The sequence below is a fragment of the Gordonia insulae genome (assembly GCF_003855095.1).
GTDB classification, from domain to species: domain Bacteria; phylum Actinomycetota; class Actinomycetes; order Mycobacteriales; family Mycobacteriaceae; genus Gordonia; species Gordonia insulae.
Genome location: NZ_CP033972.1, coordinates 3,499,980 through 3,525,024, shown reverse-complemented (window position 1 = coordinate 3,525,024; position 25,045 = coordinate 3,499,980). Strand labels below are relative to the sequence as shown.

The window sequence follows — 25,045 nt, the reverse complement described above, 5'->3', positions numbered from 1 at the left end:
CGACGCCGCGACGACCATCGAACTCAGGAGAAGCCATGTCCACCAACATCTCTGCCGCCCTCGACCCCAAGGTCTTCCGCGATGTCCTCGGGCACTATCCCACGGGTGTCGTCGTGGTCACCGGGCGCGACGAGGACGGCGAGATCCTCGCGATGGTAGTCGGCACCTTCAGCTCCGTCTCCCTCGAACCGCCGCTGGTGTCGTTCATGCCGATGAAGACCTCCCGCACGTTCGACAAGATGCGGGCGTGCTCCTCGCTGTGCATCAACATCCTCGGCGGTGAACAGGAGGATGTCGTTCTCACGATCGCGCAGCGGTGGGAGAACAAGCTCGACGGGATCGACTGGTTCGAATCCCCGTCCGGTGATCCGGTGCTCAGCGATTCGGTGGCCTGGATCGACACGCGGCTGTGGGACACCGTCGAAGCGGGCGATCACTGGATTGCCCTGTGCGAGGTCCGCGACCTGGCCGTCACCAATCCGGTGTCGCCGCTGATCTTCTTCCAAGGTGGGTACGGCAGTTTCGTGTGCACCTCACTGATGGCCCGCATGGACCACGAGATCCTGCCGGCGATCCACGCCGCGCACGCCGCCCGGCCGCAGGTCGCCGCCCTGGCGTCGTCGATCGGATGCGAGGTCTCGGTGTTCACCGCGGTCAGTTCGGACGAGATGGCCACGGTGCTCTCGGCGACCGCGCCCGGGGTGGATCGCGAAGAGGGCCTCGCACATCGGATTCCGATGGTCCCACCGATCGGCGACTCCTATGTCTTCGATCAGGACCACGACGCACAGGAGCGGTGGATCGCCAAGCTGCGTGGCGCCGACGACACCGTCAAGGAGATGCACCGTGCCCGACTGGCATTCGTGCGAGACAACGGATACCTGATCTCGTTCCTGCCGGCCGAGGGCAATGCGGCCTACGACGAGATGCGTGCGGCGACAAGACAGTACGAGAGTGGTCGGTTGACACCTTTACAGGAGCGCAGTATCCGGGAGTCCATCGGCAGTTCGCCCGTCGACTATCACGTACGCGATCTGGCCGACGACGAGATCTACGACGTCGGGTCGCTGGTGCTGCCGATCCGCGACCCGAACGGCGGTTACTCGATGACGCTTCGCCTGGGACAGTTGCCCGCCCGCCAATCGGGGGCACGCATCAGCGAGTGGATACGTCAGGCCGGCGCAGTGGTGGAGGTCCTGGAACGATGACCGCCGACATCATCGCGGCACTCACCGCGCGAGTCGAGTGCCTGGAGGCCGAATCGGAGATCCGGCGCATCCAGGCCCGGTACATGTTCCTCTGTGACACACCGTGTCCGGAGTTCGGTGTGCGTGACGACGCCGAGCGCATCGAACTCATCGTCGACCTCTACACCGAGGACGCGGTGTGGGAGGGCGTCGGCGAGTATTACACGGGGCAGTTCGGTCGCGCGGAGGGCAAAGCCGCGATCCGGGAGCACTTTCAGAACTTCTGGGGTCAGAAGTCCGACCCCGCTCTGCTGCTCAACGCCCACTACCTGACCTCCGAACAAATCCACGTCGACGGTGACGAGGCGACGGGCCAATGGATTCACATGCAGCCGTGGTTGTTCTCCGACGGTCGCGCATTGCTGCGGTCCAGCCGGCTGAACAACGCCTTCCGCAAGGAGGACGGGCGGTGGCGGGTGAGTCGCACCCGCACCGAGAACGTCTTCATCGCACCGCTGACCGACAACTTCGCCGAGAGTTTCCCGTCGACGTCGGTGCTGATGCGGCCGTGACCCGTGCAGACCGGGACCGTTGCTTGGACTGGAATCGTCGGCGTGATGAGGTTTCGACAGGCGGACGCGCGGTAATCCTCACGGCATGAGCAGATCGATGTCTGCCGCCGCCGTGGGTGCCGCGTCGGCGTTGACCGCCGTCGTCCTGCGCGACCTCTTCCAGCGCAAACACGCCCTGCTGCGCAACTACCCGCTGGTAGGGCACGCCCGCTACTGGCTCGAGTCGATCGGGCCGGAACTGCGGCAGTACATCGTCGCCGCCAATGATGAGGAGCGGCCGTTCACCCGCGACCAGCGGCGATGGGTGTACGCGTCGTCGAAGAAGGAGAACAACTACTTCGGGTTCGGCACCGACAACGACCTCGAGTTCACCGCCGGATACGCGGTGATCAAGCATCGCACGTTCACGCGGACCGTGCCGCGATCGACGCCAGAGGCCGGTCACGAGGTCAGCCTGCCGTGCGCCAAGGTGATCGGCGCAGCACGCGGACGGCAGCACGCGTTCCGGCCGGAGTCGGTGGTGAACATCTCCGCGATGAGCTTCGGCTCGCTGTCCGGCAACGCGGTCGAGGCACTGAATCGGGGCGCGGCCCTGGCAGGTTGCCTGCACAACACCGGTGAAGGCGGGATCTCCCGCTATCACCGCCACGGCGGCGACCTGATCTTCCAGATCGGTACCGCCTATTTCGGCTGTCGCGACGACGAGGGTCGTTTCGACCTGGCCAAGCTCCGCGATGTGGTCGCCGGCGCACCGGTACGCGCCCTGGAGATCAAACTGAGTCAGGGTGCCAAGCCCAGCCTCGGTGGCCTGTTGCCCGCGCCCAAGGTGTCCGCCGAGATCGCGTCGGCGCGGGGCATCCCGGCCGACCGGGACTGCATCAGCCCGTCGCGGCATGCGGAGTTCTCCGACACCGACAGCCTGCTCGACTGGATCGAACTGCTCGCCACCGAGACCGGGCTGCCCGTGGGGATCAAGGCAGCCGTCGGTGACCTCGACTTCTGGTACGAACTCACCGAGCTCATGCACTCGACCGACCGCGGGCCGGACTTCGTCACCATCGATGGCGGCGAAGGCGGAACGGGCGCGGCCCCGTTGATCTTCACCGACAGCGTCTCCTTGCCCTTTCAGCTCGGGTTCGCACAGGTCTACCGGATCTTCGCCGAACGGGGAGTGGCCGAACAAGTGACCTTCATCGGTGGGGGCAAACTCGGGCTCCCCGACAACGCCGTCGTCGCGTTCGCGCTGGGCTGCGACATGGTCAACGTGGCCCGGGAGGCCATGCTGGCGATCGGCTGTGTCCAGGCGCAGAAGTGTCACACCGACACCTGCCCAACGGGAGTGGCGACACAGAACTCTTGGCTGGCGCGCGGTTTGGTCCCCGAGGTGAAGGCAGTGCGGGTGGCGAACTACATCAAGACCCTGCGGCGAGATCTACTCAAAGTGTCTCAGGCGTGTGGGGTGGAACATCCCGGGCTCATCGGGAGCGACTCGGTCGACATCCTCACGGGCCGCACCGCTTCCACGCCGCTGCACGAGGTCTACGGCTACACCCCGGCAATGGGTCTGCCGTCCACGTCCGATCGCGACGAGATCATCCGTCTGATGGCCACCCGTACAACCGAAGGTGGTTCGGCGCCACCGTCGGAGTCCAGCGTCGGCTGATCCGGCGGCTCACTGCGCGGGCAGCCCGGTCAGCAGATCATCCAGGCGAACCGGAAGGTCCCGTACCCGAACGCCGGTGGCGTTGTATATCGCGTTGACCACCGCGGCGGCGCTGCCGACGATGCCGATCTCACCGGCGCCCCGCGAGCCCATCGGCGTCGCGTGCTCGTCGGTGTCGTCGAGCCATGTGGCATCGATCTCCGCGATGTCGGCGTGCACCGGAATGTGATACTCCGCGAGGTCGTGGGTGACCACGTGCCCGAAACGCGGATCGCGCACACTCTCCTCGTGGAGCGCCATCGAGACACCGAAGATCATCCCGCCGATGAGTTGTGAACGGACTGTTCGTGGATTGATCACGCGGCCGACCGAGAAGACGCCCAGCATCCTCGGTATCCGGATCTCGCCTGTGTCGACGTCGACGCGTACCTCGACGAAATGAGCGCCGAACGAGGAGATCGTGTACTTCTCCAGATCCGGATTGTCCGGTGCGTGCGCGGTCAATTCGGCGCCGGGAGGCGGATCGTCGCCGAATCGGGCGCGAAACTGATGGGCGGCAGTCACGATCGCCGAGCCCCACGACGAGGTGCCCGACGATCCGCCGGCGACCGTCGCGTTGGGCAGGGCGCTGTCGCCGATCTCCAGGGCGATCTGTTCGGGTGGGCACCCGAGGGCGTCAGCAGCGATGAGAGTGAGCGTGGTCCAGGCGCCGGTGCCGATGTCGGCGGCCCCGGTACGGACGGAGTAACGCCCGTTGTCACCGAACCCGATCGACACCTCGGTACCTGGCATGACCATGTGCGGATATGCGGCACCGGCTACACCGATGCCGATCAGGGAATTGCCCTCGCGCCGGCTCGCCGGGGACGCTGACCTTGTGTCCCAACCGAATCGGCGGGCACCTTCGTGGAGACAATCCAGCACTCGGCGCGACGACCACGGTTTTCCGGTCTCGGGATCGGACAGCGGTTCGTTGCGTACACGCAGCTCGATGGGGTCGATGCCGCACTCCGCGGCGAGCTCGTCCATCGCCACCTCCCCGGCGAACATGCCGGGGGCCTCGCCGGGCGCGCGCATCCAGTAGGGCACCGGCACATCCAACGGGACGGCGTGGTGATCGGTGTGCCGATTCGGACTGGCGTACATGCTTCGCGCAGGCACCGCAGCCTGTTCCACGTACTCCTTGACACGCGCCGTCTGCGCGAATGCGTCGTGTGCGAGCGCAGTGATGTGTCCTCTATGGTCGGCAGCGATGCGCACATGAGACGCGGTGCGGGCCCGATAACCCACGAAGGCGAACATGTGCCGGCGCGTCACAGCGAACTTGACCGGGCGACCCGGCAGCCTCATCGCCGCCATGGCGGCCAGTACATCGTGCGAGTGTGGGGACCCCTTTGACCCGAATCCTCCGCCCACATGCGGTGCGATCACCCGCATCTGGTCTCGCTCGAGGCCGAGGACCGGCGCGAGCGCGGACACCACGCCGTGCGTCGACTGCGTCGAGTCATACATTGTCAGCAGCGGTTCGGTGGAATCCCACAGCGCGATGACCGCGTGCGGCTCCATCGGGTTGTTGTGTTCCTCCGGTGTCGAATACCAGTGGTCGACAGAGGCATCCGCGGGCCGGGCGAACAGTGACTCGGTATCGCCGGCGTCCGTTGTGGTCGCGTACCCGCCGTTGACCGACTCGGGCCGGTACGCCTGCGGATGGTCGACTCGAAAACCGGTGTCGTGGTCCTGCTCGTCGTAGCGGACAGACACGAGGCCCGCTGCCTGCCTGGCGATCTCGGGTGTCTCGGCGACCACCGCGCCGATCAGTTGGCCGCGGTAGGAGACGTCTGTCGTTTGCAGGATCGTCAGGTCGCCATCAGACGTGTCGGCCAGGCGTGGTGCATTGTCGGGTGTCAGGACCAGCAGCACGCCGGGCAGCGCCTCTGCGCCCTCCGTCTCCATGTGGGTGACGCGGCCGCGGGCCACCTCGGCCGTGATCGGGAACAGATGAACTGGATCAGCGACGGGGTGTTCGTACGCATATCGCGCTGTGCCGGTGACCTTGGCTTGTCCGTCGATGCGCGGGAGTGACGTTCCGATGGCGTTCATCATTCGACCAACTCGCGCAGTGTTGCGACGAGAGTTCGCCGTATCAACGGGATCTTGTACTCGTTGCCGGGGAGTGCGCGGGCTGCTGACAGTTCCGCATCTGCGGCGGCGCTGAACGCCCGCAGCGTCGGTTCCGCGCCGAGCAAGGAATGCTCTGCACCCACGGCGCGCCAGGGTTTGTGGGCGACGCCACCGAATGCGATCCGGACGTCGCGGATGGTGCCGTCACCGATGCGCAGTTCGGCTGCCACCGACACGAGCGCGAAGGCGTACGAGGCACGGTCCCGGACCTTGCGGTATGTCGACACGGCACCCGGGACCACGGGCGGGAGCTCGACGGCCACGATCAGCTCGTCCCGTTCGAGCACGGTGTCGCGATCGGGTTCGTCGCCGGCGAGTCGATGAAATTCCGGTACCGGGATGCGGCGCTCGCCATTCGGCCCGAGTGCGACCACCGTGGCGTCGAGGGCGGTCAGCGCGACAGCCATGTCCGACGGATGTGTGGCCACGCAGTGTTCGGATGCACCGAGGATCGCGTGGTAGCGCGTGTATCCGCCGATCGCCGAGCATCCGCTGCCGGGGTTTCGCTTGTTGCACGGGGTGGAGAGATCCTGGAAGTACACGCAGCGGGTGCGCTGCAAGAGATTCCCGCCGGTGGTCGCCAGGTTGCGAAGCTGCGGGGACGCCCCGGACAAGAGTGCGCGCGCCAGCATCGGATACCCGCGACGGATGGCGGGGTGCGCCGCCAGGTCGCTATTGCGCACATTCGCACCGATCCGGACCGTCCCGTCACCCCACGTGTCGACCGTGTCCAGCGGAAGCCGTGAGATGTCGATGAGCAGCTCTGGTGTCGCGACGCAGAGCTTCAGATGGTCCACCAGATTGGTGCCGCCGGCGAGGACCTTGGCGCCGGGGTTCTCCCTCAGCGTGACGACCGCGCTGGGTGCGTCGGTGGCGCGTTCGTAGCGAAACGGGATCATCGCGCTGCCGCCTGTCGGATCGCGGCAAGGATGTTGGGGTACGCCGCGCATCGACAGAGGTTGCCGCTCATGCGTTCTCGAATCTCCGCATCGGACAGCTCGATCTCACCCTCGAGGTCTGTGGTGACGTGGCTCGGGTGTCCGTCCGCGACTTCGTCGAGCATCCCGACTGCCGAACACACCTGTCCGGGAGTGCAGTACCCACACTGAAAGCCGTCCTGGTCGATGAACGCCTGCTGCATCGGATGCAATCCGTCTGCCTGGTCGGTCAGTCCTTCGGACGTCACGATCGTCGCACCGTCCTGAGCCACGGCGAGTGACAGACACGTGGTGACCCGTCTTCCGTCGATCAGAGCGGTGCACGACCCACATTGGCCGTGGTCACAACCCTTCTTCGGCGAGTAGACGTCGAGGCGGTCGCGCAACGCATCCAGCAGTGTGGTCCGGGTGTCGACCACCAGGTCGTACGTCACGCCGTTCACCGACAGGGTGATCTGCGATTCCATCGTGAGTCGATACCCCGCCGCGGACTGTCGCAAACGCGCGCCGGGCGAGGTGCTCACATTTGGCGGTGATGGTCCTCATCGGTGCCGGTCAGTGCGGCCAGTGCCGCGTCCCAGGCGCGCCCGCGGTGCCGACCGACGATGGTGCGCACGCTCAGGACGAACAACGCGCACAGGGTGAGGGCCGCCCCGTAGAACGCCACCGCGGTCAGAGCCGCACCGACGCCGGCTTCGGATTCCGACAGCGGTTCGTGTGTCGCGTGGCCTCGCGGATCCACCCAGACGGTGAAGTGATCACCGGTGTGGACGACGGCCTTGTCGACACTGACGACCTGGCGATGCGGAAAAGAGGCGAAGGTCCACCGTGCGGTGACGGTGGTGCCCGTCTGGCCCTCGGCGAGGATCACGGCGCTGTCCTCGACGGCCGTCGCCTCGACGGCCTGCGTCGTTCGGGCGTGCTCGGCGATCTCGGCGGAGCGCACCGTGTGGACCTCGTCCTCCACCTGCACCGCCAGGGGGATCGCGATCAGCGCCACGAGGGCGGCGAGACAGGTCGCCAGCGCCTGGACACGATCGGTTCGCCGGATGAGCGGGCTGCCGCTGATGAGGCGCATGATGGGCCACCGCCGTGGGGAGAGCAGCGGGAACACACCCACCCTCGCTCGATCAGTTGCATGACTCACCTATCCATGGTGGCACTCCAGCTGTCGTGGCCGCCAGTTCCTTCGGTCGGTCGGGACCGATATCACAGCGGCGACGTCGCCTGCCAGCCCGGGCTCGGCGGCAGACTCGGCCACGGTCGGGGTCCGATCTCGGGGGCACGTGCGGGTACCTCGGACGGTGCCGCAGCGGCGCAGGCGTGTTCGTCGGCCGTGGTTCGCGGATAGATCGCGGAGAAGTCGTAGCGGGTGGCGTACCAGTCGCCGAACACATCACCACGCGGTGTGCGGGCGGTACCCCGTGTGTTGGTGGGCAGTGCGGTGTGGCTGCGCCGGAAGTCGATCTCGATCGGCCGTGGGCGATCAACGCGCGACGACCACTCGCGATCGCTGACCTTGATCGAACGATAACCATGGCGACACAAGATGATTCGGGTCCAGTCGCCATCGTCGACGCGGCGCAGGCCGGTGAAGAACGCGGTGCCGACGCCGGGGTTGGCGGCGGACTGCTCCGGCGGGTACGCAGCGATCATCTGCGCGATGTTCGACGGGGCGGCATGGGCGAATCCGTGGTAGCCCCAGTCGACCGACCGTCCGGCGTTCGCGAGTTCGAACGACTCGACGAACGCCCGGACGAAAGTGCCTTCCTGGCCGGAGACGTCGAAGACAGCGCCTGGAATCCAGCGGAACGTCACATCGAAATCGGCCGGGATGCGATCCGGGGACGGGGATGGGCTCGCCGGCGGTGTGGTCGCGGTGTCCTGACATCCACTTGCGATGAGCACCGCGAGGATCGCCGCGATGGTGGCGGCGACGAGACGTCGACGCTGTCCGCCCAACGGTCATCCCTTCGGTGGCCCCCCGATGGTCGACTTGTCAGCAGGATAGGCGTCGCCGGACGGGCGAGGTGCGACGGTCAGGCACCGGATCGGCGAAGAAATGGCAACGGAAGAGACACGGCGTCCACCTAAGCGCGCTCAGGCCCTCTCGAGGTCGCCAACCGAGGTCATGGTCCTACGGTGGCCCCCGGGGTCCGTGCGTATTCAATGAACTGTTTCGTGACCTTCCGGCGCCGATTCCGCGGAATTTCGACCAGCAAACTTGTGAAACGGATCACGGAGCCGAAATTTCGCATACCTCCAGGGCAAACCACATTTTTCGGACATTGACACGGGTCGGTTCGATGCCGTATCGGCCCCGTGCGCGGGTCCGCTATTGGACTTTTCTCAGGGACGTATATCAATCTGTTATCAACCACGAACGCAGACGAGACGTCTGCAGCACGAGAAAGTGGAGTAGCTATGCGGATTTCTCCCGCATGCGCAATCCGCGGTCTCGCTGCGGCTATCGGGGCTGACACCGCCACCGTCGCCGCCTGAGCGATTCTCGCCTGGACCCTACAGCGGTGGGTCGATTGCGGCATGCGCCGGGACGGCAGCGTCCCTTGTTCAACAAGTCCATGTCAGCGATGACCCACGTAGCCGGGAGCGCCACCGCGCCTCGGAGGTTGTCTGCTGCCCGCCGATGGGCGGACCAACACTCAGGAAACCAGTTACATGTTCGTTCTCTCGAAGTCGCTCCGGCGTGCCCGGACCAGCGCGTCCCGTACCCACATCCGCTACGTCGGCGGCGCGGCCACGCTCGCGGTCGCGGCCACCATCACCGCCGGTGCGATCAGCACCACCGAGCCCGCCAACGCCGAGCGTCAGCCGGTTGCCACCACCCATACCGCGCCGTCGGCCGAGACCGACGCGTCCGCGTCCACGCCGGCCTTCCCGGTGAAGACCGCACCCACCCCGAAGATCGAGATGGCCGCCAACAAGCCGGTCCAGCCCATCGTGGCCCCGGCCCCGCCGCCGCGACCGGTCTACGCCGACAACCTCGACGGCTGGATTCGTCAGTCGCTGGACATCCTCAAGGCGAACAACATCCCCGCGAGCTACGACGGCATCATGCGCAACGTCATGCGCGAGTCCACCGGCAACCCGCGGGCCATCAACCTCTATGACTCCAACGCTGCCGCCGGCATCCCGTCCAAGGGGCTGCTGCAGGTGATCGACCCGACCTTTGCGGCGTACCACGTCGAGGGCACCAAGTTCGACGTCTGGGACCCGGTCGCCAACATCGTCGCCGCATGCAACTACGCCGCGCATACCTACGGCTCGATGGACAACGTCAACTCGGCGTACTGAGAACTGATTGACCGCATCCAGCTTATGGTCGTACCATTGATCCGTTAATTCGATTGCGGAGGTGGTGCGCCATGGCTGGTGTGTGGTTCGACGAGTTGTCGGTCGGGCAGAGGTTCGATCATCCGATCAGGCGCACGGTCACCGAGACCGACAACGTGCTCTTCACGGCGATGACGCATAACCCGGCGTTGCTGCACCTCGACGAGGAATACATGAAGGACACGCCGTTCGGGCAGCGGATCGTGAACAGCGCCTTCACACTCGGGCTGATGGTCGGCATCTCCGTCGGTGACACCACCCTGGGTACCGCGGTGGCCAACCTGGGATGGGACGAGGTCAGGTTCCCCAAACCGCTGTTCCACGGTGACACAATTCATGTCGTCACCGAGGTGATCGAGCTGCGCGATTCCAAATCCCGCCCGGACGAGGGCATCGTCACCTTTCTGCATCAGGCGTTCAATCAGAACGACGAACTGGTCGCGACGTGTAAGCGAAGCGGGCTGCAGCGGAAGAAGCCGCAGGAATGAGCCGCCCGCTTCGGTCCTTTCTGTTCGTTCCCGGCGACAGCGAGAAGAAGCTTGGCAAGGTTGCCGGAACGACCGCCGATGCGGTGATTCTCGATCTTGAGGATGCGGTAAGCGCTGCGCGAAAGCCGTTGGCGCGTCAGTTGGTTTCCGAGTTTGTTGTTGCCCAACTCGTATCCACCGGTGGTCCGCAGTTGTGGGTGCGGATCAATCCACTCCAGACCGGCCACGCGCTGGCGGACCTCGCGGCGGTGATCCCTGCCGTTCCCGCGGGCGTCATGATCCCGAAAATCACAGGGCCCGAGGATGTGCGGCGCGTGCACCACTATATCGACGCTCTCGAAGCTGCCTACGGGATCGTGACCGGAACCGTGCAGGTTCTGCCGGTTGCGACCGAGACGCCGCTCGCACCGTTCAGGCTCGGTGACTTCGCGACCGCGGGGCTGGACCGGCTGTACGGCCTCACCTGGGGTGCGGAGGACCTCAGCGCTGCCCTGGGCGCGTCGACCAATCTCGGCTCCACCGGCGAGTGGGCAACCACCTATCAGGTGGTGCGTTCCCTGACCCTCATGGGCGCGCGAGCCGCCGATGTTGAAGCGGTGGAAACCCTGTACGTCGACATTCGCGACGACGCCGGCCTTGCCGAGTCCTCGCGACGTGCGCGCGCAGAGGGTTTCAGCGGACGAATCGCTATCCATCCCGCCCAGGTTGACATCATCAACTCGTCGTTCACCCCTTCGACCGACGAGATCGAGTTCGCCCAGCGGGTGGTGCAAGCGTTCTCTGCGGATGTGGGAACCGTTGCGCTGGAAGGCAAGATGCTGGATCTTCCTCATCTGAAACAGGCACAGCGGGTCCTGGCGTGGGATAACGGGTAACCGCTCGAAATCAGCGACCTGTTGACGTCGCCCTCGCTTTTCGGGCACAGTACGCGATCAACTCTGCGAGATTGTGATGCGGGATTCGGTCGGGTTCGGCTTGGAGCAGTCGGCCGACGCGCAGGTAGAAAGTACCTGGGCTGATTCCGAACGTCGGGAAGATCTCGTCGTCACCGCCGTCAAACGGTGCCCAGCGCAGTAGGTAACGAATCATCGATCGATCTGACTCAGATATGTTGGGGTACAGCATATTGGGGCCGATCATCTTTCCTCCATGGCATCGAACGAGTTGCCTCAGCGTAGCCCAAGCGCCAATATTTGGACAGACCAATTGTCTGCAAAGCCATCGAAGGCACTTGGCCCCGCCGCGATCAGAGGACATTGCGGGGCCAAGCGCCAGGTCGGGACGCGCTATGACTCGTCGTCGAACACCAGTACCGGCTTGACCACAGAGCCATCGTGTTGAGCCGCGACGGCATCGTTGATCTTCTCGAAAGGAAAGGTCGTGACCAGCTTCTCGAGTGGGAGGCGGCCTTCGCGGTGGAGTGCAACGAGTTCCGGGATGAAATCGTCGGGCACGCTGTCGCCCTCGATGATTCCGGTGATCGTGAGACCGAGGGTGAGCGCGGCGATGATGTTGAGGCCGATGGTGCCGGTCGGGTCGGACGGCACGCCGATCAGGCCGATTGTTCCGCGCACCGCGGTCGCGCCGATGAGGGCTTCGACCACTGCAGGGATCCCGGTGGTGTCGACGATGTAGTCGACGCCGTTGGGAACCGCCATGCGGATCTGCTCGGCGACGCCCCCGGCCGATGGGTCGATGGCATGCGTAGCACCCAGTTCGAGGGCCAGCTCGCGGCGAGTCTGATTGGGTTCGATGACCAGAATGGTCGCGCAACCCTGGATGACAGCGCCGATCGCCGCGGACAGGCCCACCGAACCGCCGCCGGCGATGGCGATTGTGGAGCCCTTTTCGGCGGAGAGGGACCGCATGACGGCGCCCACCCCGGTCTGCACGCCACAGCCCAACGGTGCGAGTAGCTCGAACGGTATGTCGTCATCGATCCTCACGACGTTGCGTTCGTTGGCCAGAGCCACTCGGGCGAACGACGACTGGCCGAAGAACAGGCCGCCCACCGGCTTTCCGTCCATGCTGAGCGGCTTGCTGCCGTCGTTGCGGACACCGCTGTAATTCATCTCGTTGAAGTTCTCGCAATAGGACTGGCGCCCCGTGGTGCAGGTGGTGCACCGGCCGCAGCTGTTGAAGGTGACGCCTACTTTGTCGCCGATGCTGACCTTGGTGACGCCATCGCCGACGGCCAACACCGTGCCTGCGCCTTCGTGGCCGGCGACACCGGGGAATTCCAAGGGCAGCACCCCATCCCGAGCGGCGAGGTCGGTGTGGCAGATGCCGACAGCGGCGATCTGCACGAGTACCTCGCCGGCCCGCGGTCCGTCGATGTCGATGTCGGCCACGGTGAAATCACTACCGGGTCCGGTCAGCAACGCTGCCTGTGTCTGCATGTTCTTCTCCTGAGTTCGACTGGTTGGGTGGGATCTCATACGCCCGCTGCCGGTATGGCGGCGACATCGCGCAGCGAGACATCGGGATCGGCGAGTCGCTCGGGATCGATGGACGTCCGTGCTGCGATGAACTTCTTTCCTGTCACGAAATCGCCCGGCGAGTTGGCGGTTTCGACGGCCACCACGGTGGCATCGTCGGCGACATGGAACAGGCCGAATGCGCCCGGCTTCTTTCCGGCACGAGCGACCACGCGACACCCGGGGGCCATCAGGCCGGCGATCTTGAGCTTGAGATCGAACTGGTCCGACCAGAACCACGGGACCTCGGGCTCGGGGGGCGCGCTCTCGAGGATGGCCGCAGCGACCTGCCGGGCCTGTTCGGTGGCGTTCGGTATGGATTCCAGCCGGACGAGTTCGTCGGTGCCCGGGAGTGGTCGACGGGCGACATCGCCGATGGCGAACACCCTCGGATCACTGGTTCGGCCACATTCGTCGACGATCACCCCGTTGGCACAGGCCAATCCGGCTGCGCCCGCCAACCCTTCGTTGGGTACGGCACCGATGCCGACCAGAACCGTGGCGGCCTCGACGAGCGTGTCGTCAGTCAGTTCCACACCGCACGCTGAGCCGGACTCGGTACGAATTGCCCTGATCTGTGCGGAGACTCGGATATCGGTTCCACGACCACGGTGATACTCGGTGAGGCGTTCGGAGAGTTCGGGGCTGGCGACGCGTGCCAGTACGCGCCGCTCGCGTTCGATGATGGTGACCGGGATGTCCAGCGACCGGGCGACAGCGGCGACCTCCATGCCCACGTACCCTCCACCGACGATCACCAACGGCGCGCGACTGTCGAGGGCCGTGCCCAATGCCCATGCGTCGTCGAGGGTGCGCAAGGTCAGCACGCCTCTCGCGGTGGCGCCCGGAATCGGGAGCTGCCGCGGCGTCGATCCGGTGGCGAGCACCAACACGTGATAGCCCAGGCTCGATCCATCCGACAGCTCCACGCGCATGGCGGGCCGATCGACGCTGACGACACTGACCCCGCGCCGGAAGTCGATGCCGTTCTCGGCGTAGAACTCCGCGGGGCGGAGCAGTTGGTACTCCTCGTCGCCGCCGAACTTCTTCGACAGTGGTGGCCGATGGTATGGGTGGTGGGCTTCGGCGCCGACCAGCACCAATTCACCGTCGAAGCCGGACTGACGGAGCAGGGCGGCGAGTCCCGCTCCGCCGTGCCCGGCACCGACGATGACAACCGGGTTGCCTGTTGTGCTCATCGTCAGGCGAACGCCAACTCGACCGGCATGTTCTTGAGGCCGCCGACGAAGTTGGTCTGGATGAACTTGGTGTCTCCCGCCAATTGCACATTCGTGAGGTGGGGCAGCAAGGTCTCGAACATGATGCGGAGTTCGATCTTCGCCAGGTGCTGGCCGATGCACATGTGTGGCCCGTAGCCGAAGGCGATGTGCCGATTGGGGCGTCGGTCGATGTTGAACACATCCGGCTCGTCGAACACATCGGCGTCGCGGTTGCCCGACTGGTAAAGGAGCATGAACCGGTCGCCCGGCTGGATCGAGCGGCCGCGCAGCTCATAAGGCTCGACTGCGGTGCGCATGAAGTGCTTGACCGGCGATGCCCAACGGAGCGACTCGTTCACGAGATTGGGGACGAGGGACAGGTCTCCCTGGAGCCGACCGAGGAGCCCGGGATTCTGCGAGATCGCGTGGATGCCGCCGGCCATGGTGGAGGAAGTGGTGTCGTGGCCTGCGGTGGCGATCGCGATGAAGTAGCCGTAGGCAACCTCCTTCGCGAAGTACTCGCCGTCAGGGTCCTTGGCGGTGGAGATGATGGAGGCCAGGTCGCCAGTCGGATTCGCGCGGCGACTCATGAGCAGTTCGTCGAAGTACGCATAGAAGTCCTGAATCGTTGCCACCCATTGCTTGGCAGCGGCGTCGGGGGTCAGCGGCTCGACATCGTCGCGGGCCGCGTCTGGATCGGCAGTACCGAAGAACTCCTGAGTCAGAGCCATCATCCGAGGTTCGTCCGATTCCGGGACCCCGAACAAACTCATGATCACGTGCAATGGATACTGCAGCGCAAAGTCCTTCACGAAGTCGATCCTTCCGTCCGTCGTGAGCAGGCGATCTACGGACTCACGGGCCAACGTCCGAATCGTGTCCTCCCACTGCTTGAGGTTGTTGGGTCGGAACCAGTCGGCGGCAATGTCTTTGACGACGGTGTGCTCGGGCGGATCGAGATAGGTCAGCGTCTCCAGGACGCGCAGGCTGCCGTTGTTGATGGATTTGGTGAACTCGTCACCCGCCTGGTTCGCCAGGATCGGGTTGAACTTCCCCTTCTCTTCGCCGCCGGCACTGGTGAAGATCTGCGGCTGCCGCTCGATCTCCATGATGTCGGCATGCTTGCTCACCAGATAGGTCGGGTCGTAACCGTCGACCCGTGCCAGTCCCAGGGGATTGTTCTCGCGGAGCCAGCGGTACGCCTCGAATAGGCGGCCGTCGTCGCGATGCCCTTCCGGAAGCACGATCTGCTGTGCGACGTCGTCGGGAATGATCAGATCGGCGGGGGATTGCGCTGTGGAGGTCATGAGCGTCCTATCTCGTGCGTCACACTGGGCTGGAACGTGGTCCAGTGTGTGCGCTGCATCACGTCCGGCTCGTCCCCCCGACGGGGTATCTGTCCCACACAAGGAGGGATCTACAGACCATGTGACGGCGTATACCTCTGTCGGGTGAGCGATTACACCGAAGAGGTGATGCTTTGGGGTTCGATCTGGCACACGATGAGGCGGAGGTCGCAGATCTCGCACAGCCTGAACTATCGAGGAGACAGACATGGCACGCGTCGTTTACCACCTGCCCGACGGCACCGAGGAGGCCGTCGATGTCCCGGCCGGCCAGACGGTCATGGACGGTTCGGTACGCAACAATCTGCCGGGTATCGTCGCGGAATGTGGCGGTAGCTGCTCGTGTGCGACATGTCATGTCTATCTGAATGATCCGATGACAGACGGCTTCGATCCGCCGACTGATGAGGAGGCCGAACTCATCGAGTTCCTGGATGGCGCGCGGCCGAACTCGCGCCTGTCGTGCCAGCTCGTGATCGCCGATCAGAGCGAGGTCCACGTCGAGGTCGTCGATTCGGCGATGTAAGTGTCGACCGTCACCCGGAACGGGCAATCAGCTCGGCTCGGTTGTTCGCGCCCATTTTTCGCAGGATGTGTTTGACGTGGGTCTTGACCGTCTCGATCGAGAGGGTGTGTGTCTCCGCTATCGCTGCGTTGGAGGCCCCGCGGAGAAGGTCCTCGAGAATGTCACGCTCACGCTCCGTGAGAAGCGCGGCGGTTGAGGCGAATTCAGCGGCACGATCGTCATGGATGTCCTCCGGGTCGTTGTTCCCGAGCGCCTTGATCCGCTCGCTCAGCGACCGAAAGCGGTTGTCCTGATCCCGCAGCCGCTCTGCGCCGGCGATACGTTCCGCCGTCGCGCCGGCGATGTCCACGAGGAGCAGAACCGACTCGCGATCGTCCTGATCGACCTGACCGTCGATGAACACGACGGTTCGTGTCCCGTCCGAGGGCAGATCGACGATTGTCACCGTGCCCTGCCCAGGCGTGTTCGCGCCCGCCGCCTGGTGCCATGTGACAGATGTCGACGCGCGCGGGGCGAGTCCGACGGTCAGGCGATCGTTGGACAGGAGCGACGGCGCGCCAGGTCGCTCGACGCGCGCCAGTTCGTGAATCGTGACGTCGTCGATCTCGGCGAGCGCGACGCTCTCGGAACCCGTGATGGCAGCCATCGCCTGACAGAAGACCTGGGCGAGGCTGTCGTGGTCGGATGCGTCCATGACCGAGACCAACGCGGCCTCGACCCGCTCCCGTTTATTCCTGTCGGGTATCACGCGTGGGTGAACGCGCCGGGCCGTCTCTCCCGATAACGCGCGGCCGCCTGTGCGCGGGATCGCACGTCGAGCTTCTGGAAGATGCGACGAACGTGGGACTTCACCGTGCCATCGGAGATGAACAGCTGTGATGCGATCTCGCGGTTGGTGGCACCGTCGGCCAACAGCCGCAACACATCCCCTTCTCGCTCGGTCAGCAGGGCGTCGCGGTCGTCCGATTCACGGCGATGTGGATCGGGGGTGTCGACTGCGCGCCGACGAAACGTCGTCGCCGGTGCCTGGTCAGTGGCCATCAACTCCTCGACCATGCCGGCGAGTGCCCGATGCCGGGTGTCCAGATGTCGGACATACTGTTTCGTGGCCATCACCATTCCAGAGATCCGGGTGGCCATGAGGAGGGCGCGGACATCGTCGTCGGAGATGCTCTCGCGGTTTCGATCGACATGAAGGATCGCCACCGTCCGCCCGTCGACGAGGATCGGGGCGGCCGCGTACGCCGCGGGATCCGAGAGATCGATCAACGGCCGATATGCCTCGCGATGAAATGCCCGACGGTTGAGCACGTACGGACGGCGAAGCCTCACCAGGTCGGCTTCGCGCGGTGCCCGGAGCAACGGCACCGGTGTCCCGTCGACAGCATCGCAGAGTTCGCGGTATCCGTCCTCGAGCTCGGGTGCGACGTAGACGTGTTCCGGCGCCCAGGACGAGCCGGTGACGCGCGAGAACATCGCCTTCGAGAACCCGAGATCCGAGCACACCTCGCGACAGGTCGCCGAGGCGAGGTCGGCCTCATCGACCTGCTGGAGCTGTGACAGGAACCGCCGTAATCCTCCGAAAGGGGAGTCATCGGTCTGCGGTTCTGTCGTCATAATCGATTGATTCACTCCATGCACTCCGTACTGTGATGCGGAACACAGTCTAGCGGATCGTCATCTGTCGAGGTCTCATCCCGCAGGCGGCAGGTAGACCGTGTGGAGGTGCTGGAAGGTGTGCAGGCCCTCGGGTCCGAGCTCACGACCCATCCCGCTGCTCTTGATGCCGCCGAAGGGTGCAACGGGATCGTTCGAGTAGTGGTTCACACCCACGGTGCCGGATTTCACCTTCGAGGCCATGTCGGCGGCACGCTCGATGTCCGACGACCAGACCGATCCGCCGAGACCGTACTCGCTGTCGTTGGCGATCGCGAGGGCCTCGGCCTCGTCGGCAAACGGGATGACGCTGAGCACAGGGCCGAAGATCTCCTCGCGCGAGATGGTGGCGTCGTTGTCCAGGTCGGCGAAGATCGTTGGTTCGATGAAGAACCCGGTGTCGAGATCGGCCGGCCGACCGCCTCCGGTGGTCAATCTGGCGCCCTCGCTCTTGCCCTTGGCGATATAGCCTTCGACACGCTCGCGCTGTCGCGCAGACACCAACGGGCCGATCTTGGTCGCCGGATCCAGCGGATCGCCGATCTTGAGCGATTTCGCCAGGTCGGTGAGGGTGTCCACCACCTCTCCATATCGCGATTGCGGAGCCAGCACTCGCGTGTTGAGCCAGCAGATCTGGCCGTTGTTCAGGAACGTCACCCCGAAGAGGGACTCGAGAGACGCGTTCAGGTCCACGTCGTCGAGCAGGATGGCAGCGGACTTGCCGCCGAGTTCCAAGGTGACGGGGCGAAGGAGCCGGCCACACGCTTCGGCGATCTTACGACCGGCGGCCGTGGATCCGGTGAATGACACTTTGTCGATACCCGGGTGTTCAACCAGGTAAGCGCCGACATCGCGTCCACCTGGGACGACGTTGAGCACTCCTGCCGGGAGTCCTGACGCGGCCGCTGCCTCGGCCATGAGGAACGCGTCGAGGACCGTCTCCTCAGCGGGCTTGAGTACGACGGTGCATCCCGCGGCCAGCGCCGGAGCCAGCTTCAGGAAGGAGATCGCCTGCGGGACGTTCCACGGTACGACGGCTCCGACGACTCCGATGGGGTGTCGGGTGACCCGTGCCGTGCCACCCAGCATTCCGGGACGTTCATCGATGGCCGGCGAATCCACCATCATCTGACTGAAGTAGCGCAGGAGGACCGCGGGGAAGCCGCCCTCGAACTGCTCGGCCAGCCAGATGGGCATGCCGTTCTGGATGGACACACGTCGCGCTGTCTCGGCCGCCCGCAATTCGAGCTCGGACGCGAAGCGATCGAGGGCCTCGGCGCGCTGCTTCGGATGCCATGTCGACCAGCCATCGGGATCGTCGAACGCGCGCCGTGCCGCCGCGACCGCATTGTCGATGTCCGCCGTCGATGCAGCGGGAACGCTGCCGATCGCCTGCTCGGTGGTCGGTGAGTTCACCGCGATCATTTCGCTCGTCGCAGGCCTCTTCCAGCCGCCATCGATGTAGAACTCGCGGTAGTCGATGGTTGTCATCTCGCTCCTCCTGTGCGGCGTGTGCACAAATGATTCTTGCGGTGCCTGTGAACGGCGTCACTCCAGCATGGTCGAGGAACGGCCTTAGCTCAATGGTTTGTTTGGTAGGACCATAAAAATAGCCCTCTTGACTCGGTTCCTGCCTCTTTCGGGTGAATTTTTTGGCGATCGACCCTGCGACCTCGGTCCTGGCGGGAGCATCAAGAAAGAACCTTGCGCTATTCGGTCTAACCATTCTAATCTTCAAACGTAGCAAGCAGGGCGACGAAGGACGGGCACCATGACGAGCGAGCGAGACCTCGGCCGATACACCCAGGCTCAGATCGATGAGTACTATGCGAGCGGGCAATGGACGGACGAGAACTTCACCGAACTCCTTCGCTCCCGTGCGGAGGCGCACCCGGACAAGGTGTTCATCACCGACGGGACGTACTCGCTCACGTTCGCCGACCTGTACGGCACCGCCCAGCGGCTTGCCTTGGGCCTGCGCCGAAGTGGTCTCGCGGCCGGCGATCGGGTAGCGGTACAACTCCCGAACTGGGCTGCATTCGTCGTGGCGGCGGCCGCACTGTCGCGGATCGGCGCAGTGATGGTGCCGATCATGCCGATCTACCGCAAAGACGAAGTGTCGCACGTGGTATCGGATGCTTCGATCAAGATGGCGATCGCGCCGGCGGAGTTCAAGGGCTTCGACTATGTCTCGATGTTCGACGAGATCCGTCAAGATTCCGGAACGCTCGAATCCATCGTCGCCGTACGTGCTCCGGAGAACACGCACGAGTCGCTTGCCGCCCGTGACATCACGGTGTTCGAGGATCTGATAGTCGACGGGATCGAGCCTGCCGAGGTCGACGCCGAACTGGACTTTCGGGTGCACCCCGACGACCCGTTCGTCATCGTGTACACGTCCGGGACCACCTCGCGGCCGAAGGGTTGTGTACACACCTTCAACACGTATGCGTCCGGTGCTCGCGCGCTCACCATCGCCTTCGGTCACACTGAAGCCGACGTCCAGTTCGGTCCCTCTCCGATCACCCACACCACCGGCCTGGTCACCAGTGTGCTGATCCCGTTGATCGCCGGAGCCGCCACACATGTGATGGCGGAATGGAGCCCGGCGCAGGGACTCATCGAGATCCAGAAGTACGGGTGTACGGCAGCCGTCACCGCGACGACTTTCCTGCAGACCCTGATGGCGGCAGCGGAGGGTCATCCGGAGGCCGATCTGTCGTCACTGCGGGTATGGACCTGTGCGGGCTCGCCGATCCCCGCGTCGGTGGTCGAGAATGCCACGGCTCACCTGCCGAGTACGTCAGTGCTGTCGCTGTATGGCCGCAGCGAGAACCTGTCAACGACCACCTGCACCGTGTCAGACGACCCGAACCGTGCGATCACCTCGGATGGCGCTGCCCTTCCGGGTGCGGAGGTCAGGGTCGTCGGGGCCGACGGATTCGCTGTGCCACGCGGCACCGAGGGCGACATCGCCTACCGTGGCCCGTCGCACATGATCGAGTATCTGAATCGGCCCGAGGACACAGCCGAGCTGTATACCCCCGAGGGCTTCTCGCGTTCGGGTGATCTGGGGGTCATGGACGAGGACGGTTTCGTCCGGGTCACCGGTCGTACCAAGGACATCGTCATCCGCGGCGGCATGAACATCAGCGTCCGTGAGGTCGAGGACAAGCTCGCCGATCATCCGGATCTGCTCTCGCTGGCCGTCGTCGGAATGCCCGACGAGAAGCTCGGTGAGAAGGTGTGCTGCTACGTCGTGGCGAAGGACGGACACCCTGTCCCGTCTGTCGACGATCTCCGCACCTACCTCACGGATCGGGGCGTGGCCATCCAGAAGACTCCTGAGCGGGTGATCGCGATCGACGAGTTGCCGATGACCGCGACCGGCAAGATCCAGAAGCATGTGCTGCGCAAGAAGGTGGCGGCCGAGCTCGAACAGCCGACCGCTGCCGGTGCACTCTGAACCGGATGTCAACAACAACCGCCGAATTCGTCGTCTCCGGAGCCGAAGCACTGCTACGGGTCAGTCCGGTGACCCTCGGTTCCGATCGAGGTGAACTCGCTGTGGAGGCCGGCGGCTGGCTGAATGACCCGGTGGCCGGCTCCTGCCGCGGTGCCCTAGGTGTTCCGCTCGATGACGTGACCGGATATGTCGTGGCGGCCGGCTCGGGCACCGACAGGTGGCCTGTCAGCCTCGGCATCCGGTTGGATTTCCTCGCCGATCCCCCGATCGCGGGCCCACCTATGACCGTCACCGGCGAGTTGATCGCACGCGACGACCTTGGAGGTACCACGCGCGGCGTGGTGGCCGACGCCTCCGGCCGTCCGATTGCGTTGGTGACCCAGCGTTCTCATCTGGTTGAGGTCGCGACCCGTCCGTCGAACTCCACCGTGGACTTCGAGCTGCCGGCGGGTGAGGTCACGGTTCGCGATGCTCTAGGATTCCGCGACATCACCGCCGGGATCGTCGAACTGTCGCCGACACCCCTGGCGGCCAACGGCATGGGCAACGTGCATGGTGGCGTATTGATCTGCGGGTCGGAGTTCGCCGCCATGTCGGCGCTCGATGCCGGTGGTGTCCTCCGCACCTCCAGCATCGACATCGCCTACGTCCGCCCCGGAGATGCTGCGAGCATGACGTCTTTCGAGGCCGAGGTGGTCCACCGGGGCCGTTCGCTCGCCGTGGTGCGAGTGAACGCCAGGAGTTCGACGGGTAAGCTCTGTGCCGTTGCGAACGTGGTCGTGCAGAGGTGAACAGCGTGACAGGGTCGACAGCATGAAGGCGATAGTCATGTCGGACTTCGGTGGCCCCGAGGTGCTCGTTCCGCGCGAGGTCGACGAGCCGATCGCGCGATCCGGCTGGGTCATCGTTAAAGTGCATGCGGCCGCGCTCAACTGGCACGACGTTCTGGTTCGCCGAGGCCAGTACCGCTCTCCGTTGCCGCACACGCCGGGTGCAGATGGCGCCGGTGTTCGTGTCGACACCGGCGAAGAAGTGGTGATCCTGCCGTCGTTGTACTGGGGACACCGGTCAGCGGCGCCATCGCCGCAGTTCCAGATTCTCGGTGATCACACGGCGGGGACCTACGCGGAGTACGTCAGCGTCCCGGAGGAATGCCTCGCACCTCGTCCCGCCGGCTATTCGTGGGAGCAGGCCGCGGCTCTACCACTTGTCGGTGTCACCGCCTACCGCGCTCTGCTGACACGTGCAGGTCTCACGTCAGGCGAATCGCTGCTCGTCATCGGCGCGGGGGGTGGTGTGTCGACCATGGCGCTCGCGCTCTCATCGGCAGTCGGAGCGCAGACATTCGTGACCGCGTCGACGTCGGAGAAGCTGGACAAGGCGCAGCGCGCGGGAGCCGCGGGCGGCGTCCTGCACACCGACGACAACTGGCCACAACTGGCAAAGGAGCTCTCGCCCAACGGCGCAGGGTTCCATGTCGTCCTCGATCCGGTTGGACTCTGGGATCGCTCCGTTCAGACTTTGCGGCCGGGTGGGCGACTCGTCGTGCTCGGCGCCAATGTCGCCGAACAGGTCACGATGAACGTCCGGCCGTTCTTTTTCGGACAGTACAGTCTTTTCGGCACCACAATGGGCGGTGGTGAGGACTTCCGTGATCTCATGGACCTCGTTTCGACGGGTCGAGTTGTTCCGCCGGCGATCGCCGCTACCTACTCACTCGCCGACGCAGCTGCGGCCCACACAGAACTCGAGGCCGGCGGAGCATTCGGCAAGATCGTGCTGCGCTGCTGATCGCAGCACGATCTCGACGGCTATCCGGAGAGTGCGATTCTGACGCGTGCACGCCCTGAGATGACCGCTCTGTCACCGGACTTCGCGAGGAGTTCGAGGTGAGCCGTGGCATCCTCGGTACTAACCGAAGAGACCGTCCCGGTCATCTCGATCGTCTGGCCGATCGCCAACGGAGACGCGAACCGGACCGAGAACGACAGCAGGTTCTCCACGTGCACGAGGTCGGCGATCCATGCGGCAAGCATTCCTGCCTGCATCTGGCCCATCGCTATGACGTCGGGGAGGCCGGCCTGACGCGCGTACGCCGCGTCGTGGTGCAGCGGATTGAAATCCCCTCCGGCACCGGCGAATCGGACGATGTCGGTTTGAGTGATCGGTCCGATCGATCGCGATTCCACTACTTGGCCGACTTCCAATGTCGCTGCCGGACGGCCCATCACGCGCCTCTCTCGATCAGTACCTCACGTTGCGTTACGGCGGTGGCGCCTGTGTCGTCGACCCAGGCGGTCTCGAGAGTGACCAGACGCATCACCCCACCACGCTTGCCCTCCCGCGTGACGTCGTCGATGACGCGGCGGGTTCCGGTCAATCGATCTCCCGCGACGATCGGTCGGATGTACTCCCAATCCACCGAGCCGACCACGACGCGCTCGATGGCAAGGCCGAGAGCCGCGACGAACTCCTTCTGATCGCGATGATGTGCGGCGACAACGACGTGGGTGGGAGTCGCCGGGACGTTGGGGAAATCCATTGCCCTGGCGGCCTCGGGGTGGGTGTGCACGGGGTCCGCGGCATGCGTGGCTCGTGCGAACTCCATGATCTTCCCGGCTTCGACCTCGAACGACACCGTGTCGAGCACCGAACCGATGGGTATCCCCTGAGTCGAGGATCTCGTCATCCAAACCTCCTAGATTTTATGGTCTGACCTATAGTACCTTTGAGCCATAATGATGTGGAGGTTCAGATGGATCTGAGCGATTCGCCGGACGAAGCGGAGTTCCGGACTCGCGTTCGTGAATGGTTGACCGATACTGTGCCGGCTCTGTCCTGGCCGGAGTCGACACGGCTCGAGGACAAACGGGAATTCTGGTCGGTGTGGCAGAGGAAACTGTTCGATGCCGGTTTCGCCGGGCTGTCGTGGCCGACTGATTTCGGCGGCGCGGGTGCCGATGCGAAGATCAAGGCGATCTTCAACGAGGAGATGGACCGCGCCAGCGCGCCCGAGCGACTGAACATCATCGGTGAGGATTTCGCGGGGCCGACCGTTGTCGCGTTCGGCAGCGATGAGCAGAAACAGCGGTATCTCGAGCCGATCCTGAAGGGCGACGAGATCTGGTGCCAGCTCTTCTCCGAGCCGGAGTCCGGCTCAGACCTCGCGTCGTTGCGCACCAAGGCGACCAAGGTGGACGGCGGATGGACGATCCAGGGCCAGAAGATCTGGACGTCGCGCGCGCAGATTGCCGACAACGCGATCCTGTTGGCGCGCACCGGAGGTGGTGACCGGCATAAGGGCATCACCTACTTCCTGTTGCCGATGACTGCGAACGGGGTCACGGTGCGCCCGCTCGAGCACATGCTGGGCGAGGCCGAGTTCAACGAGGTATTCCTCGACGATGTGTTCGTGCCGGACTCCGCGGTGGTCGGCGAGGTCGATGGCGGATGGAAGGTCGCGATGGGCACGCTCGCGTTCGAGCGCGTCGGGATCGCCACCGGTCGCGTCAACACCACTCGAGCGGTGGGCGACCTGATCGATCAGGTCAGACGAACCATTGACGATGACGGAAACCCGTTGATGGGGAGGTCCGAGATCCGGCAGCGTATCGCCGACCTCTACGGCCGTGCCCTGACGCACTATCTGATCGGTCAGCGGGTCATCACCGGCGCTGCTTCGGGGCAGCCGCCGGGGCCGGTGACCTCCATCGGCAAGCTCTACTTCTGCCCGTTGGTCGAGGACATCGCCGATTTCGGGCTCGAGCTCAGCGATTTCGGTGGGCAGTTCGGGCTCGCGGCCGGCGACGAGGCGCCAGGTGCGCAGACCGCGGATGGCGACCAACAGCGCTGGCTGCGCCTCGCCTACCAAGCTCGCGGCACCGCTATCGCGGGCGGTTCTACCTTCATCCAACGCAACATCGCGGCCGAGCGCGTGCTCGGGATGCCCCGCAGCTGAGAAAGGCGGCGTG

At 64.8% G+C, this 25,045-nt stretch carries 24 protein-coding genes; 11 read left to right on the top strand and 13 right to left on the bottom strand.

The window, feature by feature from the left end:
- Positions 1 to 35 precede the first annotated feature (35 nt).
- The 3 genes from D7316_RS16010 (at position 36) to D7316_RS16000 (ending at position 3,422) form a co-directional block, all read left to right on the top strand.
- Positions 36 to 1,208, top strand: a complete 1,173-nt coding sequence (locus tag D7316_RS16010) for a flavin reductase family protein (RefSeq protein WP_124709131.1) — start codon at positions 36 to 38, stop codon at positions 1,206 to 1,208.
- On the top strand, positions 1,205 to 1,759 hold the full coding sequence (locus tag D7316_RS16005; protein ID WP_124709130.1) for a nuclear transport factor 2 family protein: 555 nt from the start codon (positions 1,205 to 1,207) through the stop codon (positions 1,757 to 1,759). The genes D7316_RS16010 and D7316_RS16005 overlap by 4 nt, the downstream gene beginning before the upstream one ends.
- 85 nt (positions 1,760 to 1,844) lie before the next feature.
- Entirely contained in the window at positions 1,845 to 3,422 is a 1,578-nt protein-coding gene (locus D7316_RS16000) for an FMN-binding glutamate synthase family protein (RefSeq protein WP_124709129.1), read from the top strand.
- 9 nt (positions 3,423 to 3,431) lie between these two features.
- On the opposite strand, the gene D7316_RS15995 is transcribed toward D7316_RS16000, so the two are convergent.
- The 5 genes from D7316_RS15995 to D7316_RS15975 form a co-directional block, all read right to left on the bottom strand.
- Positions 3,432 to 5,522: a xanthine dehydrogenase family protein molybdopterin-binding subunit gene (locus tag D7316_RS15995; protein WP_124711381.1), complete on the bottom strand. Its 2,091-nt coding sequence runs from the start codon at positions 5,520 to 5,522 to the stop codon at positions 3,432 to 3,434.
- Positions 5,522 to 6,502, bottom strand: coding sequence for an FAD binding domain-containing protein (locus D7316_RS15990; protein ID WP_124709128.1), 981 nt, complete (start codon positions 6,500 to 6,502; stop codon positions 5,522 to 5,524). Before D7316_RS15990 ends, D7316_RS15995 begins: the two co-directional genes overlap by 1 nt.
- Positions 6,499 to 7,008, bottom strand: coding sequence for a 2Fe-2S iron-sulfur cluster-binding protein (locus tag D7316_RS15985; RefSeq protein WP_124709127.1), 510 nt, complete (start codon positions 7,006 to 7,008; stop codon positions 6,499 to 6,501). The genes D7316_RS15990 and D7316_RS15985 overlap by 4 nt, the downstream gene beginning before the upstream one ends.
- 53 nt (positions 7,009 to 7,061) lie before the next feature.
- The gene (locus D7316_RS15980) at positions 7,062 to 7,688 is read right to left on the bottom strand and encodes an Rv1733c family protein (RefSeq protein WP_124709126.1); all 627 of its coding nucleotides are present in this window, start codon (positions 7,686 to 7,688) and stop codon (positions 7,062 to 7,064) included.
- Between the two features lie 62 nt (positions 7,689 to 7,750).
- Complete coding sequence (locus D7316_RS15975) at positions 7,751 to 8,503, bottom strand: hypothetical protein (protein WP_124709125.1); 753 nt, start codon at positions 8,501 to 8,503, stop codon at positions 7,751 to 7,753.
- 717 nt (positions 8,504 to 9,220) lie between these two features.
- Here D7316_RS15975 and D7316_RS15970 point away from each other — a divergent pair.
- The 3 genes from D7316_RS15970 to D7316_RS15960 all read left to right on the top strand — a co-directional run bounded on the left by D7316_RS15970 (position 9,221) and on the right by D7316_RS15960 (position 11,258).
- Positions 9,221 to 9,856, top strand: a complete 636-nt coding sequence (locus D7316_RS15970; RefSeq protein ID WP_124709124.1) for a transglycosylase SLT domain-containing protein — start codon at positions 9,221 to 9,223, stop codon at positions 9,854 to 9,856.
- 71 nt (positions 9,857 to 9,927) lie between these two features.
- Positions 9,928 to 10,383, top strand: a complete 456-nt coding sequence (locus D7316_RS15965) for a MaoC family dehydratase (protein ID WP_124709123.1) — start codon at positions 9,928 to 9,930, stop codon at positions 10,381 to 10,383.
- Positions 10,380 to 11,258, top strand: a complete 879-nt coding sequence (locus tag D7316_RS15960) for an HpcH/HpaI aldolase/citrate lyase family protein (protein WP_124709122.1) — start codon at positions 10,380 to 10,382, stop codon at positions 11,256 to 11,258. The genes D7316_RS15965 and D7316_RS15960 overlap by 4 nt, the downstream gene beginning before the upstream one ends.
- 411 nt (positions 11,259 to 11,669) lie before the next feature.
- On the opposite strand, the gene D7316_RS15955 is transcribed toward D7316_RS15960, so the two are convergent.
- From D7316_RS15955 to D7316_RS15945, 3 genes are read right to left on the bottom strand one after another with little or no spacing between them, the layout of a single operon-like run.
- The gene (locus tag D7316_RS15955; protein WP_124709121.1) at positions 11,670 to 12,782 is read right to left on the bottom strand and encodes an NAD(P)-dependent alcohol dehydrogenase; all 1,113 of its coding nucleotides are present in this window, start codon (positions 12,780 to 12,782) and stop codon (positions 11,670 to 11,672) included.
- 35 nt (positions 12,783 to 12,817) lie between these two features.
- The gene (locus tag D7316_RS15950) at positions 12,818 to 14,059 is read right to left on the bottom strand and encodes an NAD(P)/FAD-dependent oxidoreductase (RefSeq protein ID WP_124709120.1); all 1,242 of its coding nucleotides are present in this window, start codon (positions 14,057 to 14,059) and stop codon (positions 12,818 to 12,820) included.
- Between the two features lie 2 nt (positions 14,060 to 14,061).
- The gene (locus D7316_RS15945) at positions 14,062 to 15,387 is read right to left on the bottom strand and encodes a cytochrome P450 (RefSeq protein ID WP_124709119.1); all 1,326 of its coding nucleotides are present in this window, start codon (positions 15,385 to 15,387) and stop codon (positions 14,062 to 14,064) included.
- 247 nt (positions 15,388 to 15,634) lie between these two features.
- On the opposite strand from D7316_RS15945, the gene D7316_RS15940 reads away from it, so the two are divergent.
- The gene (locus D7316_RS15940; RefSeq protein ID WP_124709118.1) at positions 15,635 to 15,952 is read left to right on the top strand and encodes a 2Fe-2S iron-sulfur cluster-binding protein; all 318 of its coding nucleotides are present in this window, start codon (positions 15,635 to 15,637) and stop codon (positions 15,950 to 15,952) included.
- Positions 15,953 to 15,962: 10 nt separating this feature from the next.
- Here the strand turns inward: D7316_RS15940 and D7316_RS15935 are convergent, their stop codons facing one another.
- The 3 genes from D7316_RS15935 to D7316_RS15925 form a co-directional block, all read right to left on the bottom strand.
- Entirely contained in the window at positions 15,963 to 16,646 is a 684-nt protein-coding gene (locus D7316_RS15935) for a response regulator transcription factor (protein ID WP_124709117.1), read from the bottom strand.
- Positions 16,647 to 16,696: 50 nt separating this feature from the next.
- Complete coding sequence (locus D7316_RS27475) at positions 16,697 to 17,569, bottom strand: LuxR C-terminal-related transcriptional regulator (RefSeq protein WP_124709116.1); 873 nt, start codon at positions 17,567 to 17,569, stop codon at positions 16,697 to 16,699.
- A gap of 75 nt (positions 17,570 to 17,644) precedes the next feature.
- Positions 17,645 to 19,099 (bottom strand): aldehyde dehydrogenase, encoded by a 1,455-nt coding sequence (locus tag D7316_RS15925; RefSeq protein ID WP_124709115.1) that lies wholly within the window; start codon positions 19,097 to 19,099, stop codon positions 17,645 to 17,647.
- Between the two features lie 280 nt (positions 19,100 to 19,379).
- Here D7316_RS15925 and D7316_RS15920 point away from each other — a divergent pair, with 280 nt between their 5' ends.
- Genes D7316_RS15920 through D7316_RS15910 form a run of 3 tightly spaced genes read left to right on the top strand, consistent with a single transcriptional unit; the run spans position 19,380 to position 22,865 of the window.
- Complete coding sequence (locus D7316_RS15920; protein ID WP_124709114.1) at positions 19,380 to 21,074, top strand: AMP-binding protein; 1,695 nt, start codon at positions 19,380 to 19,382, stop codon at positions 21,072 to 21,074.
- Positions 21,075 to 21,079: 5 nt separating this feature from the next.
- Positions 21,080 to 21,865, top strand: coding sequence for a hotdog domain-containing protein (locus D7316_RS15915; protein ID WP_124709113.1), 786 nt, complete (start codon positions 21,080 to 21,082; stop codon positions 21,863 to 21,865).
- A gap of 22 nt (positions 21,866 to 21,887) precedes the next feature.
- Entirely contained in the window at positions 21,888 to 22,865 is a 978-nt protein-coding gene (locus D7316_RS15910) for a quinone oxidoreductase family protein (RefSeq protein ID WP_124709112.1), read from the top strand.
- 20 nt (positions 22,866 to 22,885) lie between these two features.
- Here D7316_RS15910 and D7316_RS15905 read toward each other — a convergent pair whose 3' ends face one another.
- Together D7316_RS15905 and D7316_RS15900 are read right to left on the bottom strand one after the other, a co-directional pair.
- Positions 22,886 to 23,302: a MaoC family dehydratase gene (locus D7316_RS15905; RefSeq protein ID WP_124709111.1), complete on the bottom strand. Its 417-nt coding sequence runs from the start codon at positions 23,300 to 23,302 to the stop codon at positions 22,886 to 22,888.
- The gene (locus tag D7316_RS15900; protein WP_124709110.1) at positions 23,302 to 23,763 is read right to left on the bottom strand and encodes an FAS1-like dehydratase domain-containing protein; all 462 of its coding nucleotides are present in this window, start codon (positions 23,761 to 23,763) and stop codon (positions 23,302 to 23,304) included. Before D7316_RS15900 ends, D7316_RS15905 begins: the two co-directional genes overlap by 1 nt.
- A 66-nt stretch (positions 23,764 to 23,829) precedes the next feature.
- On the opposite strand from D7316_RS15900, the gene D7316_RS15895 reads away from it, so the two are divergent.
- Positions 23,830 to 25,032 carry an acyl-CoA dehydrogenase family protein gene (locus tag D7316_RS15895; RefSeq protein WP_124709109.1) on the top strand — a complete coding sequence of 401 codons (1,203 nt, stop codon included), beginning with the start codon at positions 23,830 to 23,832 and terminating at the stop codon, positions 25,030 to 25,032.
- The last annotated feature ends 13 nt before the right edge of the window (positions 25,033 to 25,045 follow it).